This window comes from Bradyrhizobium sp. MOS002 (assembly GCF_003020115.1).
Classification (GTDB): Bacteria; Pseudomonadota; Alphaproteobacteria; order Rhizobiales; family Xanthobacteraceae; genus Bradyrhizobium.
On the sequence record NZ_PYFX01000004.1, the window covers coordinates 755,000 to 775,328 of the forward strand.

The 20,329-nt window shown below is 63.6% G+C and carries 13 protein-coding genes; 10 read left to right on the forward strand and 3 right to left on the reverse strand.

Going from position 1 to position 20,329, the window contains the following annotated elements; all coding sequences use genetic code 11:
- Positions 1-2 precede the first annotated feature (2 nt).
- A complete protein-coding gene (locus C7G41_RS16640) occupies positions 3-1,694 on the reverse strand; it encodes a Na/Pi cotransporter family protein (RefSeq protein WP_106943542.1) in 1,692 nt (563 codons plus the stop codon).
- A gap of 133 nt (positions 1,695-1,827) precedes the next feature.
- Positions 1,828-3,012 (reverse strand): cystathionine beta-lyase, encoded by a 1,185-nt coding sequence (gene metC, locus C7G41_RS16645; protein WP_106943543.1) that lies wholly within the window; start codon positions 3,010-3,012, stop codon positions 1,828-1,830.
- A gap of 394 nt (positions 3,013-3,406) precedes the next feature.
- On the opposite strand from metC, the gene C7G41_RS16650 reads away from it, so the two are divergent.
- The 8 genes from C7G41_RS16650 (at position 3,407) to C7G41_RS16685 (ending at position 15,653) form a co-directional block, all read left to right on the forward strand.
- A complete protein-coding gene (locus tag C7G41_RS16650; RefSeq protein ID WP_106943544.1) occupies positions 3,407-4,423 on the forward strand; it encodes an amino acid ABC transporter substrate-binding protein in 1,017 nt (338 codons plus the stop codon).
- A 25-nt stretch (positions 4,424-4,448) separates the two neighbouring features.
- On the forward strand, positions 4,449-5,654 hold the full coding sequence (locus C7G41_RS16655; protein ID WP_106943545.1) for an amino acid ABC transporter permease: 1,206 nt from the start codon (positions 4,449-4,451) through the stop codon (positions 5,652-5,654).
- Entirely contained in the window at positions 5,651-7,171 is a 1,521-nt protein-coding gene (locus tag C7G41_RS16660) for an amino acid ABC transporter permease (protein WP_106943546.1), read from the forward strand. The genes C7G41_RS16655 and C7G41_RS16660 overlap by 4 nt, the downstream gene beginning before the upstream one ends.
- 11 nt (positions 7,172-7,182) lie before the next feature.
- Positions 7,183-7,920: an amino acid ABC transporter ATP-binding protein gene (locus C7G41_RS16665; RefSeq protein ID WP_106943547.1), complete on the forward strand. Its 738-nt coding sequence runs from the start codon at positions 7,183-7,185 to the stop codon at positions 7,918-7,920.
- Positions 7,921-8,020: 100 nt separating this feature from the next.
- Positions 8,021-10,261: a tetratricopeptide repeat protein gene (locus C7G41_RS16670; RefSeq protein WP_199198413.1), complete on the forward strand. Its 2,241-nt coding sequence runs from the start codon at positions 8,021-8,023 to the stop codon at positions 10,259-10,261.
- Between the two features lie 123 nt (positions 10,262-10,384).
- Positions 10,385-12,628 (forward strand): glycosyltransferase family 41 protein, encoded by a 2,244-nt coding sequence (locus C7G41_RS16675; protein ID WP_199198414.1) that lies wholly within the window; start codon positions 10,385-10,387, stop codon positions 12,626-12,628.
- Between the two features lie 112 nt (positions 12,629-12,740).
- Entirely contained in the window at positions 12,741-14,981 is a 2,241-nt protein-coding gene (locus tag C7G41_RS16680) for a tetratricopeptide repeat protein (protein WP_199198415.1), read from the forward strand.
- Between the two features lie 138 nt (positions 14,982-15,119).
- Positions 15,120-15,653, forward strand: a complete 534-nt coding sequence (locus tag C7G41_RS16685; RefSeq protein ID WP_106943699.1) for a DUF805 domain-containing protein — start codon at positions 15,120-15,122, stop codon at positions 15,651-15,653.
- A 21-nt stretch (positions 15,654-15,674) separates the two neighbouring features.
- On the opposite strand, the gene C7G41_RS16690 is transcribed toward C7G41_RS16685, so the two are convergent.
- Positions 15,675-16,709, reverse strand: coding sequence for a cysteine synthase A (locus C7G41_RS16690; RefSeq protein ID WP_106943548.1), 1,035 nt, complete (start codon positions 16,707-16,709; stop codon positions 15,675-15,677).
- Positions 16,710-17,412: 703 nt separating this feature from the next.
- On the opposite strand from C7G41_RS16690, the gene C7G41_RS16695 reads away from it, so the two are divergent.
- Positions 17,413-18,897: an efflux transporter outer membrane subunit gene (locus tag C7G41_RS16695; protein WP_106943549.1), complete on the forward strand. Its 1,485-nt coding sequence runs from the start codon at positions 17,413-17,415 to the stop codon at positions 18,895-18,897.
- The gene (locus tag C7G41_RS16700; RefSeq protein WP_106943550.1) at positions 18,887-20,296 is read left to right on the forward strand and encodes an efflux RND transporter periplasmic adaptor subunit; all 1,410 of its coding nucleotides are present in this window, start codon (positions 18,887-18,889) and stop codon (positions 20,294-20,296) included. Before C7G41_RS16695 ends, C7G41_RS16700 begins: the two co-directional genes overlap by 11 nt.
- The last annotated feature ends 33 nt before the right edge of the window (positions 20,297-20,329 follow it).

Consider the following 20,329-nt stretch of genomic DNA (forward strand, 5'->3'; position numbering starts at 1 on the left):
CGCTAGCGCGGCAGCGCCGACGCCGCGCCTGTTGCGGGCAGGGCGGCGGTCTCCGCCTCGTGCCTGCGATGGGGCTCGCCGGCCGCGTCGAGCACGGGATAGGCGACCGAGCAGATATGCGAGTGGATGCGGCGCAGGTCCCGCAGCACGTCGAGATGCAGCGATGTGGTTTCGATGGTCTCGGGGCGGCCCTCGCGCAGGCGGTCGAGGTGGCGCTCGACGGCAGCAAGCTCGGTGTTGCGTAGCGCCGTTTTCTCCACCAGCAGCTTGCGTGCCTCGTTGGCGTCGCCGGACATGAAGACGCCGAAGGCGATGCGGAGCGAATCCATCGTGCGCTTGTGGAAGGCGGCGAGCTCCTCGGCGCCCTCTGGCGAGAACTGGAAGCGGCGCTTGATCTTCTTGGTCGCGAGCTCGCTCAGGCTCTTGTCGATGATGTCGCCGATGTGTTCCAGATTGATGGCGAAGGAGATGATCTCCATGGCGCGCCGGCCCTCGCTCTCGTCGAGGCTGCCGCGCATGAGTTTGGTCACGTAGAGCTTGATGGCTTCGTCGAGACCGTCGACGATGTTGTCCATCTTCGAGACCTGGTCTACCAGCGCACGGTCGCCGCTCATCATCGCCGCCATCACCTTGCGCAGCATGATCTCGACGAGATCACCCATGCGCAGGGTTTCGCGGCCGGCATCGGCCAGCGCCAGCGACGGCGATTCCAGCGCGGTCTCGTCGAGATAGCGCGGCCGGGCCGGATCGGCCTCCTGAACACGATCGGGCAGGAGTCGGGTCAACAGGCGCGACATGGTGTCGAGCAGGCCGATGAAGATGATGGCCGTGCCGATGTTGAAGGCGATGTGAAACGCCGCCGTCATCCTGGCGAGATCGGGCTGCCAGGCGTGCATGTGTTCGGCGATCTGGCCCAGGAAGGGCAGGACCAGGGCGATCCCGATCACGCGGTTGACGAGATTGCCCACCGGCAGCCGATAGCTGGCGGGATCGTCACGCTTGGCGCCTTCGAACACGGGATTGATGGCACTGCCGAGATTGGCGCCAAGCACCAGCGCGAGCGCGGCGTAAGGCGAGATGAACTGCGAATAGGCGAGGGACATGATCAGCAGCACGCTGGCGACGCTCGAATGGACCGCCCAGGTGACGAGCGCCGCGATCACGATGCACAGAACGGGATCGCCTGTGATGGAGGACATCACGACGCGGACGCCCGGCGCGTTCTCGGCCGGCGCCAATGTGTCGAGCAGGATGTGCAGCGACAGCAGCATCAGTCCGAGACCGATCAAAACACGTCCGATGTCCTTGATGCGCGAGCGCGGACCCGCGCGGAAGGCGACCAGTCCGAGCACGAACAGGACCGGCGCAATTGCGGCGATGTTGAACGACAGCACCTGCACGATCAACGTCGTGCCGACATTGGCGCCGAGCATGATGGCGAGCGCGGTGACCAGGCTGAGCAGGCCCTCGGCTGCAAACGAACTCGTGAGCAGCGCGGTCGCGGTGCTGCTCTGGAGCAGCGCCGTCAGCCCGAGACCGGCGGCAAATGCGTTGAAGCGATTACCAAGCGCCTTGCCGAGCAGCCGTCGCAGGTCCGGGCCAAAGGCACGCAGAATCCCGCTGTGGACCATGTGCAGGCCCCACAGCAACAGCGCCACGCCGCCCATCAGATCGAGCAGTACCAACGTTCCCATGCTCCGAGTCCGGATTGGAGTCGATTGGTGAGGCTAGCGCCAAATGCTTGAGGTTCAAACCATTTGTTGGCGCATCGGCGTTAACGTTTGCGCGGGTTGCTCGTTCCCGCGGCGCGTTGCCTTGTGAGCAGGCTCACATTGCCGCCTTGAGGGCAGCGAAGCCGCGATCGAGATCGGCCTTGAGATCGTCGGTGCTCTCGAGTCCGATGTGCAGACGTAGGGTAGGTCCGCCCGGCGCCCACTTGGTCGCGGTGCGATAGCCGTCGCATTCGAAGGGAATCGCAAGGCTCTCGAAGCCGCCCCAGGAAAAACCCATGCCGAACAGTTTGAGCGTGTTGAGCATGGCATCGACCGCCTTCTGCGGGGCCGGCTTCAGCACGATGCTGAACAGGCCCGAGGCGCCGGTGAAGTCGCGCTTCCAGATCGCATGACCTGGATCGGTCTCGAGCCCGGGATGCAGGACGCGCGCGACTTCGGGTCTGGCCGCGAGCCAGCGCGCCATATCGAGCCCCGAACGATGATGCTGCGCCAACCGCACCGAGAGCGTGCGCAGGCCGCGCAGCGCGAGGAAGACGTCATCAGGGCCGGCACAGACGCCGAGCAGGCGGATGCCTTCGGCGATCTGCGGCCAAGCCTTGGCATTGGCCGAGATGGTGCCGAACATGATGTCTGAATGGCCGCCGATATATTTGGTGGCGGCCTGCATGCTGATGTCGACGCCCTGTTCGAGCGAGCGGTGATAGAGCGGCGTCGCCCAGGTGTTGTCGTCGATGACGAGCGCGCCGTGCGCATGCGCGACCTCGGCGATGGCGCGGATGTCGGGCATCTCGAACGATTGCGAGCCGGGCGCCTCGACCAGCACGGCGCTTGTGTTCGGCTTGAACAGCTTGTCGATGCCGGCGCCGATCATCGGATCGAAGTAGGTGGTCTCGACGCCGTAGCGGGTGAGCATGCCGTTGCAGAAATTGCGCGAGGGCCGATAGACGTTGTCGCAGACCAGGATGTGGTCGCCGGCCTTCAGCACCGAGAGCAGGGTGGTCGAGATCGCCGACAGCCCGGACGGCACGATGCCGACGCCGGCGCATTGCGGCCCCTCCAGCGCCATCAGCGTCTCCTGGAACGCCTTGGTGGTGGGGGAACCATGGCGGCCATAGGTGAACTCGCCGCGATGGGCGTGCAGGTCCTCGGCAGTCGGATAGAGCACGGTCGAGCCGTGGAAGACGGGCGGGTTGACGAACCCCTTCTGCGCCTTGGTGTCGCGGCCGGAGGTGACCAGCCGGGTTTCGGCCTGCTGCTCGGAGGGGTGTGAGGAATCCATGCGTCTGCTTTCAAAACCGCGTTTCCACCGGGCGCGCTGCGCCCGCGGGCTGGCCGAAAGGCCGCTGTCGTTAATAACAGAACACAGAAGAGTCCCGTCAACCCCTTGACCCGGCACGCCAGTCGTTCTGTTATCGCAGGTGCTATTCAGTCGCCGCATGTTGAGGGGCCTGCCGCGACCTTCGATCCATCGCCTGACCGGACCATGCGCCACAGCCGTAACGGCGGGCGCCTTGCGGCGGGGATTAAGGTAGGGCCTCCCGGGATCGGCGGGTGATCAGCAAGGTTTCCAGCATGACTCTTGCAGGGGTGGTCTTGATACGGCTAGCCCTGGCAGAGACGATCGCAAACACAACGTTCCTGACCTTGAGACGACTTTGAAAGGCCCAAAGCCCATGAAACGCGTAACCCTGGCTCTCACTCTCGCTCTCGCCGCCGGCCTGACAGCCCAAGCCGCCGATGCGCAAACGCTCAAGACCGTCAAGGACCGCGGCATGCTGTCCTGCGGCGTCAGCCAGGGCCTGCCCGGCTTCTCCTCGCCGGACGACAAGGGCAACTGGACCGGGCTTGATGTCGACGTCTGCCGCGCGATCGCCGGGGCGATCTTCAACGATCCGACCAAGGTCAAGTACGTGCCTCTCTCCGCCAAGGACCGCTTCACGGCGCTGCAATCCGGCGAAGTCGATGTGCTGTCGCGCAACACGACCTGGACCATTTCGCGCGACACCTCGCTCGGCGCCAACTTCACCGGTGTGACCTATTATGACGGGCAGGGCTTCATGGTGAAGAAGTCGCTCAAGGTGAACTCGGCTCTCGAGCTCAACAGCGCCTCGGTCTGCGTCCAGACCGGCACCACAACCGAGCAGAATCTCGCCGACTACTTCAAGGCCAACAACATGAAGTACGAGGTGATCGCGTTCGGCACCAACGACGAAACGGTCAAGGCCTACGAGGCCGGGCGCTGCGACGTCTTCACCACCGACCAGTCGGGCCTGTACGCCAACCGCCTGAAGCTTGCCAATCCCGGCGATCACATGGTGCTCCCGGAAATCATCTCGAAGGAGCCGCTCGGACCAATGGTGCGCCACGGCGATGACCAATGGTTCGACATCGTGAAATGGACGCTGTTTGCCATGATCACCACCGAAGAGCTCGGCGTGACCGCGAAGAACGTCGACGAGAAGGCGAAACAGGAGAATCCTGAGCTGAAGCGCGTCCTCGGCACCGACGGCAATTTCGGTGAACAGCTCGGCCTGAGCAAGGACTGGGTGGTGCGCATCGTGAAAGCCGTCGGCAATTACGGCGAAGTGTTCGACCGCAACGTCGGCGCGGGCTCGCCGCTTGGTATCAATCGGGGTCTCAACAATCTCTGGAACAAGGGTGGGCTCCAGTACGCGCCGCCGATCCGCTGACCCCGCCTGATCCGCGCTCGCGGCGATGAGCATCGAGGCCCGCAAACCCCCGCGCCAGATCGCACTGAAGATCAGGCGCGTGCTGGGTGGCAAGACAGGCTGGAACGGCATCGCCGTCCAGTTTGCCTTCGCTGCGGTCCTGGGCTGGATTGCCTATGAAATCGTCTCCAACGCCCGTGCCAACCTCGAGAACCAGCACATTGCCGCCGGCTTCGGCTTCCTCGCGAACAACGCCGGTTTCGACGTCAATCAGACGCTGATCTCCTATACCGGCTCGGACACGTTCTTGCGCGTGTTCCTGGTCGGGCTCCTCAATACGCTCGTGGTCTCGGTGGTGGGCATCGTGTTCGCCACCGTGATCGGCTTCATCGTCGCGCTGTGCCGGTTGTCGCCCAACTGGCTGCTCGCGCGCATTGGCGAAATCTATGTCGAGATCATCCGCAACCTGCCGGTGCTGTTCCAGATCCTGTTCTGGTACCTGGCGGTGCTCGCGGCCTTGCCCAATCCACGACAGAGCATTTCGCTGCTCGGCATCGCCTTCGTCAGCAATCGCGGTCTCGTCATTCCCCGCCCGATCGGCGAGAGCGGCTTCGAGGCGTTCCTTGCGGTGCTGGCGTTCGGCATCGTGGGTTCGGTGGCGCTGCGCATCCATGCGCGCCGGGCGCTGTTCCAGCGGGGTCAGGTGATCCGGATCTGGCCCTATGTGCTGGGCCTGCTGTTCGGACTGCCGCTCGTCACCATGCTGGTAGCGGGTCTGCCTTTCAGCTTCGAGTTGCCGCAGCTCAAGGGCTTCAATTTCGCCGGCGGCTCGCGCATCATTCCGGAGTTCGTGGCGCTCACGTTGGCCTTGTCGACCTATACGGCCGCCTTCATCGCCGAGATCGTGCGCGCGGGCATCCTCTCGGTCCACAGCGGACAGATGGAGGCGGGATCGTCGCTGGGCCTGAGCCGCGGCACCACGCTCCGCCTGGTCGTCGTGCCGCAGGCGATGCGCGTCATCGTTCCACCGCTGACCAACCAGTACCTCAATCTCACCAAGAATTCGTCGCTGGCCGTCGCGATCGGCTATCCCGACCTCGTCTCCGTGTTCGCCGGCACGTCGCTGAGCCAGACCGGGCAGGCCATCGAGATCATCGCCATGACGATGGGCGTCTATCTCCTGATCTCGCTGATCACCAGCGCCGTCATGAGCGTCTACGGTTGGCGCATCAGCCGGAGTCTCGGCGCATGAGCGATATCACCTCGTCCAGCTTCGTCCGCCAGGATCTTCTCGATGAGCGTCCCGCGCCGGTGAAGACCACGGGCTTCGTCGGCCTGGTGCGGACGCGCCTGTTCAACTCGCCGACCAACATCCTGCTGACGATCGTCGGCGCCTTGCTGCTGTGGTTCACCATCATTCCTTCCGTCAAATTCCTGATGGTCGACGCAGTCTGGACCGGCAAGGATCGCACGGCCTGCCTCGCCGAGAACGCCGGCTTTGCGGTCGGTGCCTGCTGGCCCTACATCCAGGCCAAGCTGCCGCAACTGATCTACGGCTTCTACCCCGAAGCCGAACGCTGGCGGGTCGATCTCACGCTCGTCCTGTCAGTGGTCCTGTTGGTGCCGTTGCTCATTCCGCGGCTGCCGTCGAAAGCATTGAACGCAGGCCTGTTCTTCTTCGCGTTTCCGGTGGTCGCATTCTTTCTGCTGCATGGCGGCGGCATCAAGGGATTTGGCCTGAGCTGGACCGCTGACCTGCTGCAATTGTTCGATGACAGCATCATCGGCGCCGGGAAGGCTCTGCTCGATCTCGGCAAGGCGTCCTCTGCCGCACCGCTGTTGTGGGTCGTCGGCAATGTCATCGTGCTCGTGGGTACCGCGATCTACTGGCTGATCTTTCCGCTGACCTGGCTGCGTGACCAACTGCAGGGGACGGGCCAGTCGGTCTGGACCGATTTCACCATCACGGCCGCGGTCGTCTCCGTGATCGCCTTCGTTCTTGGCGGCGGCCTCCGCACCGGCGGGCGGGCCCTGACGTCCAGCATCGTCACCTTCGTCGCCATCGCAATCGTGATCAAGCTGATGGGGCTCGATCATGGCGGACTGCCGATCGTGCAGACGAACCTGTGGGGCGGACTTTTGGTGACGCTGGTGGTCTCCGTCACCGGCATAGTCACCTCGCTGCCGATCGGCATTGCGCTGGCGCTTGGCCGCCGCTCGACCATTCCGCTGATCCGGATCTTCTCGATCGCCTTCATCGAGTTCTGGCGCGGCGTGCCGCTGATCACCGTCCTGTTCTTCGCGACCTACATGCTGCCACTGTTCCTGCCGGGCAATTTCACGGTTGATGGTCTTGTGCGCGCGCTGATTGGAATTTCGCTGTTTACGGGCGCCTATCAGGCCGAGAACGTCCGCGGCGGGCTGGCCGCGATCCCGCGCGGGCAGGGCGAGGCGGCCGCGGCATTGGGGCTGTCCTGGTGGAAGACGACCTCGCTGATCGTGCTGCCGCAGGCACTGCGCCACGTCATTCCGAACCTCGTCAACAGCTTTATCTCGCTGTTCAAGGACACTTCGCTGGTCTCGATCGTGGCGCTGTTCGATCTGCTGGGCTCGCTGCGGGCGTCGTTCTCGGATCCGAAATGGTCGTCGCCATCGACCGCGTTCACCGGGTTCGCCTTCGCCGGGATCATCTACTTCATCTTCTGCTTTGGAATGTCACGCTACTCGCTCTTCGTCGAGCACCGCCTCAACGCTCACCGCCGCAACTGATCGAGGCCACCATGTCCGACCCCATCGTCAAGATATCCGGCCTGAACAAATGGTACGGCGAGTTCCACGTGCTGCGCGACATTGACCTTGCGGTCGAGAAGGGCGAGCGCATCGTGATCTGCGGCCCCTCCGGCTCGGGCAAGTCGACGCTGATCCGCTGTATCAACGCGCTCGAGGAGTTTCAGGAAGGCGAGATCGTCGTTGACGGCATCGAACTCGGGCCGAACCTGAAGCACGTCGACGCGGTGCGGCGCGAAGTCGGCATGGTATTCCAGAGCTTCAACCTGTTTCCGCACCTGTCCGTGCTGGACAATTGCACGCTGGCACCGATCTGGGTGCGCAACATTCCCAAGAAGGACGCCGAGGCGGCGGCGATGAAGTTTCTGGAGCGGGTCAAGATTCCGCACCAGGCCAACAAGTTTCCGGGACAGATGTCCGGCGGTCAGCAGCAGCGCGTCGCGATCGCCCGCGCGCTGACGATGAACCCGAAGGTGATGTTGTTCGACGAGCCGACCTCGGCGCTCGACCCCGAAATGGTCAAGGAGGTGTTGGACACCATGGTCGACCTCGCCGACGAGGGCATGACCATGCTGGTGGTCACCCACGAGATGGGCTTTGCCCGCGAGGTCGCCAATCGCGTGGTGTTCATGGACGCGGGCCAGATCATCGAAGCCAACACGCCCAACGAGTTTTTCGCGGCCCCGCAGCACGCCCGCACAAAACTGTTCCTGAGCCAGATACTGCGCTGAGCAACCTGCAATCCGCTGGCGTCGCTGGTCTAACGGACCCGCCAGCTTGGCACCATGCGAATCGGCCAGCCTCTTTTCGGGCCATATCCGGAGAGAGACTTTGCAGAGCAGCGCCGGCGAGCGCGCATTCCAGAACGCGCGATTGCAAAAGAAATTGAAGAAGCAGGCGGACGCGGTCATGTCCGCCGCGGTTCAGGCACTTGGGCAGGGCCGATACGCGGAGGTCGAGACACTCTGCCGCCGGATTCTGACGGAGGTTCCGGATCATTTCGACGCCGCGCACCTGCTCGGCCTGCGCGCGTATGATGGAGGGCGGCTCGAGGAGGCGCAACAATTGCTCGAGCGCGCGACCGTGCTCGACCCGCGGTCGCCCGATGCCTACGGTAATCTCGGGGCAGTGTATTTCACCCTCCAGAAGTTTCAGGACGCTCGCGCATGCCAGGAGAAGGCCATTGCGCTGAAGCCGAATTCTCCGATCGCCTTGACCAATCTCGGCAATACGCTACTGCACATAGGCCTCGCCGAGCAGGCGATCGAGTTGCACGAACGCGCCATTCGACTGAAGCCGGACTATGCCGATGCATTTTGCAATCGTGGCATGGCTGAGCTGATCGAAGGCCAGTTCCAGCGCGCCAAGGAGAGTTTCGATCGCGCCCTCGCGTTTCAGCCGCGTCACGCGGAAGCGATCGCCGGCAAGGGCATGGTATGCATCGAGCTCCGGCACTACGAAGAGGCGGCCGCCGCCATCGCGGCAGGGCTCGCGATCAAGCCGGATTCACCGAAGATTCTGGCGCAGCGCGGACGGCTCAATCTCGATCTGTCACGGCTGGAGCATGCGCTCGCGGACTTCGATGCGGCGCTGGCGCTTTCGCCAAGGCTCGAAGTGGCCTTGCAGGGAAAGGCGCAAGTCAACATTCTCAAAGGCAACACGGCCGAGGCGATTGCGGCGGTCGAGACCCTGCTGGAGGAAAATCCGCGGTCCGACATCGGGATTGCGCTCCTGGCTTCGTGCTATGCGAGCCAGGGAGACATCGCGAGGGCGCTCGAACATCTCGATGCGGGGCTGGCAATCGCGCCTGATTATGCGGACTTGATCGGGCGCAAGATATTCTTTCTGGACTATCTCCCCGACGCCGGTTTCGCGGTCCAGCAGGCCGCGCGAAAACAATGGTGGGAAGCGGTCGGCGCCAGATTGCCGCGAAGGGCGTTGTCGCCCCGCACGCTCGATCCGGACAAGCGGATATTGATCGGATATGTCGCTTCCGAGTTCAGGAACCACTCGGCAGCGTTCGCTCTGTTGCCGGTGCTGCGCCACCATGATCACGCCAGGTTCGAGATCGTCTGCTATTCGTGTTCGCCGTTACAAGATCAGATAACGGACGAATTCAAGTCGATGGCGGACGGCTGGGTCGATGCCTGGCAGCTTTCGGACGACGAGCTGGCCGATCGCATTCAGGCCGACAAGGTCGATATCCTGATCGACGTGTCCGGGCACACGACGGGCAACAGGCTCCATGTCTTCGCTCGCAAGCCGGCCCCGATCCAGGTCTCAGGGTTTGGTCACGCCACGGGCACGGGCCTTCAGACCATGGACCATGTGCTCGCGGATCCGATCTTCATTCCGCAATCGGCGCGCCATCTGCTGGCTGAGAAGGTCTACGACCTGCCGTGCCTGATCACGATCGATCCCATTTTGGATCTACCTGCATCGGAGCCACCCATGCTCCGCAACGGTCATGTGACCTTCGGCGTGTTCAACCGCATCTACAAGATCTCGGACGAGGCCATCCGCGTGTGGTCGAAAGTGATGCGCGAGGTGACCGGTTCGAAGATCATCATCAAGCATACCCTGCTTGACGATCCCATGCTGCGCGACAATTTGATCGCGCGGTTCGTGGCACAGGGCGTTGCCGAGGAGAATGTCACCTGCCTGGGCTCGTCGCCGCGCCACGAGCATCTGCTGGCGTTTGCGAACGTCGACATATCGCTCGACACGTTCCCGCAAAACGGCGGCGTCAGCACCTGGGAATCGCTCTATGCGGGCGTTCCGGTCGTGGCCAAGCTCGGCAACGGCGCCTCATCGCGTGCCGGCGGTTCGATCGTGGCTGCGGTCGGTCTCGACGACTGGGTCGCCGAGGATGACGAGGGCTATGCCGCGATCGCCTGCAAATATGCGGCGCAGCCTGCGCATCTGGCGAAGTTGCGCGCGGAGTTGCCCGCTCGGATCGTAGCGTCCCCCGCCGGCAATGTCGAAATTTACACGGCCAGGGTCGAGGCGGGTTATCGCCAGTTCTGGCGCGACTATTGCGCCGCGGCTGCCGAAGGCAGCGGGGTTGCGTAGGGGACCCGCAGCGCCGGGCCGCTGAGCCCCGGGACATCCCGGGGTGTCACCGCGCCAGCTGACCGGCAGGTCGGGCTCGCGAATCAGCTAGACTCGCTCCGGGCCATCCTCCGGAGAGACACCTTGCAGAGCAGCGGCGGCGGCGCGCGCGCATTCCAGAACGCGCGATTGCAGAAGAAATTGATGAAGCAGGCGGACGCCGTCCTCTCCGCCGCGGCCACCGCCTATGGCCAGGGCCGATATGCCGAGACCGAAGCACTCTGCCGGGATATCCTGAAGGCGCTGCCCGATCATGTCGATGCTATGCACCTGCTCGGCATGTGCGCGCATGACGGCCGCCGCCTGTCGGAGGCGCAACAGCTGCTCGAGCGCGTGATTGCACTCGATCCGCGCTTGCATGATGCTCACAACAACCTCGCCACCGTGCATTTCGACCTCGGCCATTACGAGGAGGCGCGGCGGTGCCAGGAGAGGGCCATCGCGCTAAAGCCGAATTTTGCGGTCGCGCTGACCAACCTCGGCAACACGCTGATGCATCTGGGGCGGTACGAACAGGCGCTCGAGTTGCATGAGCGCGCCATCAAGATCAAGCCGGATTATGCCGATGCATTCTGCAATCGCGGCATGGTCGAAATTGTGCTTGGACAGATCATGCGCGCCAAGGAAAGCTTCGACCGCGCCCTGCTGTTTCAGCCCCGTCACGCCGAGGCTATCGTCGGCAGCGGCATGGTCAGCATGGAGCTGCGGCACCACGACGAGGCGGCCGCCAAGTTTGCCATGGCGCTCGCGATCAAGCCCGGCTCGCCGAGGATCGTGGCCCAACGCGGGCGGCTCAGTTACGAGTTGCAGCGCCTGGAGCCAGCGCTTGCGGATTTCGAGGCGGCGCTTGCGATCTCGCCCAAGCTCGAGCTGGCGCTGCGCGGCAAGGCCCAGACCTGCCTCGTCATGGGAAAGACCGCGCAAGCGATGGCGGCCGCAGCGGCCCTGATCGAGCAAAATCCGCGCTCCGAGATGGGGCTGGCGCTGATGGGCTTCTCGTATTCGAACCAGGGGGACATGGACGCCGCGATCGAATATCTCGATCGCGCGCTGGCGCTCCGGCCGGATTATGGGGATGCGATCAGAGGAAAGATCTTCCTGGAGGACTATCGCGCCGAGGCCGATTTCGTGGTCCAGCAGGCGGTGCGAAAATCCTGGTGGGACCAGATCGGCTCCAAGCAGCCGCGAAGGGAGCTGCCGAAGCGGCCGCTGGATCCGGAAAAGCGGATCGTGGTCGGCTACGTCGCTGCCGAATTCCGACAGCACTCCGCGGGGCTCACTTTGCTGCCGGTGCTGCGCCATCATGATCACACCAAATTTGAAATCATCTGCTACTACTCTTGGCCGGGCGCGGACGAGTACACCGCCATGTTCAAATCATTGGCGGACGTCTGGGTCGATGCGTGGGGGCTTTCGGATGACGAGCTCGCCGATCGTATCCAGGCGGACAATGTCGACATCCTGATCGACGTTTCGGGCCACACGACCGGCAACAGACTGCAGTGTTTCGCGCGTAAGCCGGCCCCGATCCAGGCCACTGGCTTCGGACACGCGACGGGCACAGGCATGCCGCTTATGGACTACGTGCTCGCGGATCCCATTTTCATTCCGCCGTCGGTTCGGCATTTGTTTGCCGAGAAAATCCACGATCTGCCCTGCCTGATCACGATTGAACCAGTCTCCGATCTGCAGCCTTCAGAGCTGCCGATGCTCCGCAACGGCTACGTCACTTTCGGCGTGTTCAACCGCATCTACAAGATATCGGATGATGCGATCCGGGTGTGGTCGCGCATCATGCAGGAGCTGCCGGGATCGAAGATCATCCTCAAGCATGGTCTGCTCGATGATCCCCTGCTACGCGATAGCCTGATCGCGCGTTTCCTGGCGCAGGGCGTTGTCGAAGAGAGCATCACCTGCCTCGGCACCACCTCGCGCGACGAGCATCTGGCGGCTTTCGCCCAGGTCGATATTTCCTTCGACACGTTCCCGCAAAATGGCGGCATCAGCACCTGGGAATCTCTCTACAAGGGCGTTCCCGTCGTGGCCAAGCTCGGCATCGGGGCCTCTTCGCGTGCCGGCGCCTCTATCGTGACTGCCGTCGGTCTCGGCGACTGGGTGGCCGAGGATGACGATGGCTATGTCGAGATCGCCCGCAGGTTTGCGTCACAGCCGGAACATCTGGCGAAATTGCGCGCGGAATTGCCGGCCCGGATCGCGGCTTCGCCCGCCGGCAATGTCGAGACCTACACGCGTGAGCTCGAGGCGGGTTATCGAAAGTTCTGGCGCGACTATTGTGCCGCCGCCTCGAATGACGCCGACATTGCGTAGGCGAGGCCTGCGTTGGGCACCGGCTTCTTCCGGAGATCGCCGGGCCGCCTAAACCGGCGGCTCTGGCCGCGAATCAGCTAGAATCGTCCCGGGCATCCTCCGGAGAGAATCCTTGCAGAGCAGCGGCGCCGGCGCCCGCGCGTTCCAGAACGCGCGGTTGCAGAAGAAATTGAAGAAGCAGGCGGACGCGATCATTTCGAGCGCGAATACGGCCTATGGCCAGGGCCGGTATGCGGAGACCGAGGCGCTCTGCCGCCAGATCCTGAATGAACTTCCGGAGCATTTCAGCGCCTTGCACCTGCTTGGCTTGGGCGCATTCGCGAGCCGACAGTTCGAGGTAGCGAAACAGGCACTCAAATATGCCGTAACGGTCGACCCACGCTCGGCACAGGCATTTTCCGATTTGGGAGCCACGCATTTCGCACTTGGGGAATATGAGGACGCGCGTACGTCCCTGGAGAAGGCCATCGCGTTGAAGCCGAGCTTCCCGATGGCCTTGGCCAACCTCGGCAATACCTTTTTGCACCTGGAGCGCGTCGAGCAGGCTATCGAAATGTACGATCGCGCGATCGGGCTGAAGCCCGATCATGCCGATGCGCTCTGCAATCGCGGCTTGGCAGAGCTTGCGCTGCGCCAGCTTGATCGCGCCAAACAGAGCTTCGAGCGCGCACTGTTGTTTCAGCCGCGAAACGTGGAGGCGCTCGTCGGCAAAGGTTTGGTCAATCTCGAGCTCAAGAACTTCGACGAGGCCAAAGGCGCACTGGAGGCGGCGCTCGCGCTCAGGCCGGGTTCGGCGAAGATCCTGGCGAACCGTGGACGGCTCAATCTTGAGACGTCGCGGCTGGAACAGGCGGCGGCGGATTTTGACGCGGCCCTTACGCTTGCGCCCAAACTCGAGGTGGCCTTGCAGGGGAAGGCACAAGTCGCGCTCGCCATGGGAAATACGGCGCAAGCGATTCTGGCGTGCACCACGTTGCTGGAGGCATATCCACGCTCCGCGATCGCGATGGCGCTGCTGAGCGCTTGTTTTGCAAACCAGGGAGAGATCGCATCGGCGATCGAGCTTCTCGATGCGGCGCTGGCCATTGTGCCGGATGCATCCTTGATCGGGCGGAAGATCTTTTTTCTCGACTATCTCTCCGACGCCGATTTCGCGGTTCAGCAGGCCGCACGAAAGCAGTGGTGGGATGCGATCGGCTCGAAGTTGCCGCGTAGGACTCTTGCCCCCCGGCAGCTCGATCCCGACAGGCGGATCGTGGTTGGCTATGTTGCTGCCGAGTTTTGGTACCACTCGGCGGCGTTCACCCTGTTGCCGGTGCTCAGTCGTCACGATCACGCCAAATTCGAGATCATCTGCTATTCGTGCGCGCCGGTAAGAGATGAGATGACCGCCGCATTCAGGTCCTCGGCGGACGTCTGGGTCGACGCCTGGCAAATGTCGGACGACGAGCTGGCCGATCGCATTCAGGCCGACAAGGTCGATATCCTGATCGACGTGTCCGGGCACACGACGGGCAACAGGCTCCATGTCTTCGCTCGTAAGCCGGCCCCGATCCAGGTCTCAGGGTTTGGTCACGCCACGGGCACGGGCCTTCAGACCATGGACCATGTGCTCGCGGATCCGATCTTCATTCCGCAATCGGCGCGCCATCTGCTGGCTGAGAAGGTCTACGACCTGCCGTGCCTGATCACGATCGATCCTATTTTGGATGTGCCTGCATCGGAGCCGCCCATGCTCCGCAACGGTCATGTGACCTTCGGCGTGTTCAACCGCATCTACAAGATCTCGGACGAGGCCATCCGCGTGTGGTCGAAAGTGATGCGTGAGGTGACCGGTTCGAAGATCATCATCAAGCATACCCTGCTTGACGATCCCATGCTGCGCGACAATCTGGTCGCGCGGTTCGTGGCGCAGGGCGTTGCCGAGGAGAATGTCACCTGCCTGGGCTCGTCGCCGCGCCACGAGCATCTGCTGGCGTTTGCGAACGTCGACATATCGCTCGACACGTTCCCGCAAAACGGCGGCGTCAGCACCTGGGAATCGCTCTATGCGGGCGTTCCGGTCGTCGCCAAGCTCGGCAACGGCGCCTCATCGCGTGCCGGCGCTTCGATCGTGGCTGCGGTCGGCCTCGACGACTGGGTCGCCGAGGATGACGAGGGCTATGCCGCGATCGCCTGTAAATATGCGGCGCAGCCGGCGCATCTGGCGAAGTTGCGCAGCGAGTTGCCCGCTCGGATCGCAGCGTCCCCCGCCGGCAATGTCGAAATCTACACGGCCGGGGTCGAGGCGGGTTATCGCCAGTTCTGGCGCGACTATTGTGCTGCGGCCTCGGAAGGCGGCGAGGGCGCCTGACTCTGCCTGCCGGGCGAACGCCCCAAATTGCGAAGGTCTCGGGTTAGTCGTCCGGAAACCATGCGGCGCCGCGCGACCGTGCCGGTTCATGGCTCCGAAAGCTATTTCTGGGCATATGGCGCCAAAATGGGTGCGCCAATGCTCGGTTTCGTCTTCGGCTTGAACGCCCGGCTCGGGCGATTGCATTTCTTCCTCGCCACGGTCGCGCTTGCGATCGTGATGACGGCGATCTGCTTTGCAATCGCAATGGCCGTGCTGAACAACACCTCGCCCGGCGCGATCCGGCCTGAAGACCTCACCGGCAGCTGGGCGATGATCGCCGCCATCGTCTTCTTCGGAGTAGCGACCTTCACGCTGCAATCGATGCGTATCCGCGACATCGGCTGGGACCCGGTCTGCGTGGTGCCTGCCTGGTTCGCGCTCATGATCGTCGACCATGTCGTCGCGGGCCGTTTTCCGGCTTGGGCGATCGGGCAGGAGCACCAGGCAACGGCAGTCGGCGCGCTCGTCAACCTCGCGCTGATGCTCGCGCTCATGTTCTGGCCGAGTGGCGACAGCGATGGCTCCTACGGCGCTCCCCTCCCGCCGCGCACGCGCGCGATCAAGCCTTCGCTATCGAACGAGCGTCTCGCACGGGTGTCGCAGGGATCGTCTCGCTCGAACTGGAGCTAGACGGCCGGCTTCCGGAATGTTCTAGACGAACGGCAGCTTGATGTTGCTGCGCTTCTCCAGCCATTCCGGCACCGGAAGGCTCTTGGCGCGCATGAAGTCGGCGTTGAACAGCTTCGACTGGTAACGGCTGCCGGAATCGCAGAGCACGGTGACGATCGTCTTGCCGGGCCCGAGCTGTTTTGCGAGACGCATCGCGCCGGCAACGTTGATGCCGGTCGAGCCGCCCAGGCACAGGCCTTCGTGCTGGAGTAGTTCGTAGATCACCGTGACCGCTTCGGCATCGGGAATGAGATAGGCGTCATCGACCTTCGCGCTCTCGACGATTGCGGTCGCCCGGTTGAGGCCGATGCCCTCGGTGATCGAGCCGCCCGGCGTCGCCTTGGCATCGCCCGTTCTGAAGTATTCATACATGCCGGCGCCGTGCGGGTCGGCGCAGGCGATCCTGACGTCCTTGTTCTTCTCTTTCAGGAAGCGGCTGGTGCCGGCCAGCGTGCCGCCGCTGCCGACAGAGCAGACGAAACCGTCGATCTTGCCGCCGGTCTGCTCCCAGATCTCGGGACCTGTGGACTCGTAATGCGCCTTCGCATTGTCGAGGTTGTTCCACTGGTCGGCGAACAGCACGCCGTTCGGCTCCGTCTTGCGCAGCTCGTCGGCAAGACGACGGCCGACATGCTGGTAGTTGTTCGGATTGGAATAGGGCAGTGCCGGTGATTCCAGCAGCTCGGCGCCGCACAGCTTCAGAAAATCCTTCTTCTCCTGGCTCTGCGTCTCCGGAATCACGATCAGCGTGCGGTAGCCGCGCGCGCTGGCCACGACCGCAAGGCCGATGCCGGTATTGCCGGCGGTCGATTCCACGACGAGACCGCCGGGCTTGAGCTCGCCGCGCTTCTCGGCCTCCAGGATCATCCATTTGCCGGCGCGATCCTTCACCGACTGGCCGGGATTCATGAACTCGGCCTTGCCCAGGATAGTGCAGCCGGTGAGTTCGGACGCGCGCTTGAGCTTGATCAGCGGGGTGTTGCCGATGGCTTCGACAACGTCGTTGTTGATGGTCATGTCAGGGGAAATCACTGGCAAAGGGGTTGATCAGGTTGGCCAGAACCTAGTGCTTGGGCGGTCAAAGGGGAAGGCTTTTGCGCTGCGGCGAAACCGGCGAAAATGCCCGTAAGCAGTGAATTTTAGGAGGTGAGATTGCCGATGCTGCTGCTGTGCTATGCCGCGGCATATCGGTAGGAGGATGTGGCCGGCCTCTACCAAAACATGGAAGATAAGGATCGTCGCCAGCACACCTTCCATTGGATGGGCGGCGTCCCATTGGACGAGAGGCGTCGCCTTCGAAGAGAACGCCTATTCGTTTCGACGATGGACGACCTCGCGAGAGTGGCCCGCCCCGGTTTCAAGACCGGACTGAAGCCGCATCGCGAGCGGCGCAGGCGGATTGAAGTGGACTGGCGTTGGTGTGGCGGCAATATCACATGAAATCTTGGTAAGCTTGAACGCACTCTGGAATGGCCCTGAAATTCAAAAAGTGCCTGCAGGACAGCATCATTTTGTATTTTCGCAGATCTAAGATCGTCCTGCTTTGGCGGGTATCTCGCAACTGCGGGACTGTCCCGCAGTTGCGCACCCGGCTAGGATGGGCGTCAGGTTCCGCAGAAAGCATCACCGCCGTGAACGAGTTGTCCAAAGCCTTCCGACGGCCGCGCCGCGAATCGGTTACTCCGGCTGCGCGGTGGCGGCTCGATCTGCCCGGCGGGGGGTGTGTGTGACACAGGATGTTCCTGCGATCGCCGTGCGGCGGTCTCCAGGCGCCACGACCCGGACGCGACGAGCGGCGCGCTGGCTTGCGGTCGCTGGCCTCGCCGCCGGCTCGGGCGCTTGCGTTTTGACGCAAGATCTTCCTGATCCGGCGCTGGACGTTCCCACCCAGTACAAATATGCGGGCAGGGCGGATGCGCCGCCGTCGCTGGATTGGTGGCGCAGCTTCCGCTCCGCGGAGCTCACACAGCTGATGGAAGAGGCGCACACCGTCAACCTCGACATTGCCGCCGCCGTCTCGCGCATCGTCCAAGCCGACGCCCAGGCGCGGCAGGCGGGTGCGGCGCTGCTGCCGAGCTTGTCTGGTACCGGGCAGGAGGCCTATTCACGCACCTCCGGCTCCTCCGCCTCGGGGCTCACCAATGGCGGCCGCGAGGTCGTCAACTACCAGGCTTCGCTGAGCGCGAGCTACCAGCTTGATTTCTGGGGTCAGAATCGGGACGCCTTGCAAACGGCGGAAGAGACGGCAAATGCCAACCGCTTCGATCGCGACGTCGTTACGCTGACGACGCTTGCAGGCGTCGCCAACGCGTATTTCCAGGTGCTGGCCTCACAGGATCGCATCAGGACCTCACAGCGCAACATCGCGAGCGCGCAACGCATCCTCGACGCCGTCAGGGAACGGCGCAAGGCTGGCACCGGCACCGATCTCGACGTCGCGCAGCAGGAGAGCGTGCTCGCAAACCAGAAGGCACTGGTGCCGCCGCTGCGCCAGACGCTCGATCAGAACGTCAATGCGCTTGCAGTCCTGGTGTCGCGGCCGCCGGAGAGCGTGCGCGTGCTCGGCGGCTCGCTGAACCGGATCGCGATTCCCCGCGTGACGCCCGGGCTGCCGTCGGAGCTCCTGACGCAGCGGCCCGACATTCGCCGGCAGGAGGCCCAGCTCGCCTCCGCGACCGCGAACGTCGGCAATGCCCGCGCGCAATTCTTTCCGACCATCCAGCTGACCGGCAATGGCGGCTATCAGAGCTCGGCCCTGGTTTCGCTGTTCCAGCCGCATGCGGCATTCTTCCAGCTGGTCGGCAGCGCGACGCAGCCGATCTTCGACGGCGGCAAGATCCTCGGCAATTTCGAATTTGCCAAGGCGCGTCAGGACGAATTGCTACAGACCTACCGCAAGACCATCATCCAATCGTTCACCGACGTCGACAACGCGCTGTTCTCGATCAAGCAGACCACGATCAAGCTGCAATTGCAGCGAGACGTCCTGACCGCCTCGCGCCGCGCGTTCGATCTCTCCGAGCAGCAATTGCGCGCCGGCACCGCCGACATCGTCACCGTGCTCAACACCCAACTGACCCTGTTCCAGGCGGAAGACGCGCTGTCACAGGCGCAACTTGCCCGCCTTCTTGCTATCGTCAGCCTGTATCAGGCGCTCGGCGGCGGCTGGGAGCCGAGGATGGAGAAACCGGTCAATGCTCTTTAAGCCGGATGCGAAGCAGGGCGCGAAGGAGGGAGCGGCGAAGAAGTCGCGCGGGCGCGGTTTCGTCATGACCCTGATCACGCTGGCGATCCTCGGCGGGCTCGGCTACTACGGCTGGACCACCTGGCACCAGCAGCCGCAGCAGGCCAACGGCCGCAATCAGCGGCCCGATCTTCCGGTCCCGGTGCTGGCGGCGACGCCGCGCGTTCAGGACGTTCCGGTCTATCTCGACGGCGTCGGCGCGATCCGCGCGCTCAACACCGTGACCGTCCGTTCGCAGGTCGACGGCAAGCTGATCGCGGTCAACTTCACCGAGGGGCAGGACGTCAAGAAGGGTGACGTGGTCGGCGAGATCGACCCGGCGCTCTACCAGGCGACGTACGATCAAGCCGTCGCCAAGAAGGCGCAGGACCAGGCCCAGCTCGCCAACCAGCGTATCGACCTCACGCGCTACGAGCAGCTCGCGGCGTCCAATGCCGGATCCAAGCAGCAGGCCGACACCCAGCGCGCGCTGGTCGCGCAGACCGAGGCCCTGGTGAAGGCGGACCAGGCCGCGATCGACAATGCGGCGGCGACGCTGAGCTACACCAAGATCGTGGCGCCGATCTCGGGCCGCGCCGGCCTGCGCCAGGTCGATCAGGGCAACATCATCCACGCCTCCGACACCACCGGTCTCGTGGTGATCACGCAATTGCAGCCGATCGCGGTGTGGTTCAGTCTGCCGCAGCAGCAGATCATGCGGGTCAACGCCGCCGCGTCGAAAGGCACGCTCGCGGTCGACGTGTTCGGCAATGACGGCCTCACCGTGATCGACACCGGCAAGCTCACCGGCATCGACAACCAGGTCGACCAGACCACCGGAACGCTCAGGCTCAAGGCCGAATTCCCCAACGCCAATTACCAGCTTTGGCCGGGCCAGTTCGTCAATGTCCGTCTCAAGGTCGAGACCTTGACGCAGGCGCTGGTGGTCCCGACCTCGGCCGTGCAGCGCGGCCCGATCGGCACCTTCAGCTATGTCATCGGCGAGGACAATGTGGTTGCGGCCAAGCCGGTGACGGTGACGCAGCAGAACGAGCATGACGCCGTCATAGCCAGCGGCCTGTCGGCGACCGACAAGGTCGTCACGACGGGCTTTGCCAATCTGTCAGACGGCTCCAAGGTGGTCATCGGCCGCGACGACCAGACGCCGTCGGCCGATCTCGCGCCGCGCAAGCGCTCGCGCGGGCCGGATGGTCAGAAGAAGGATGGCGCAAAAGACGGCCAGAAAGACGGGCAGGGCAAGGACGGCGAGTTCCGCGCCAAGCGGAAGAGCAGCGAAGGCGACCAGAAGGGCCAGACCGGACCGGCACCAGGACCTCCGTCAAGTCCTGGAGCATCGGGAAGTGGAGCCAAGCAGCCATGATCCCGACAACAGCCGCCTGAGCGGCAGGCGAAT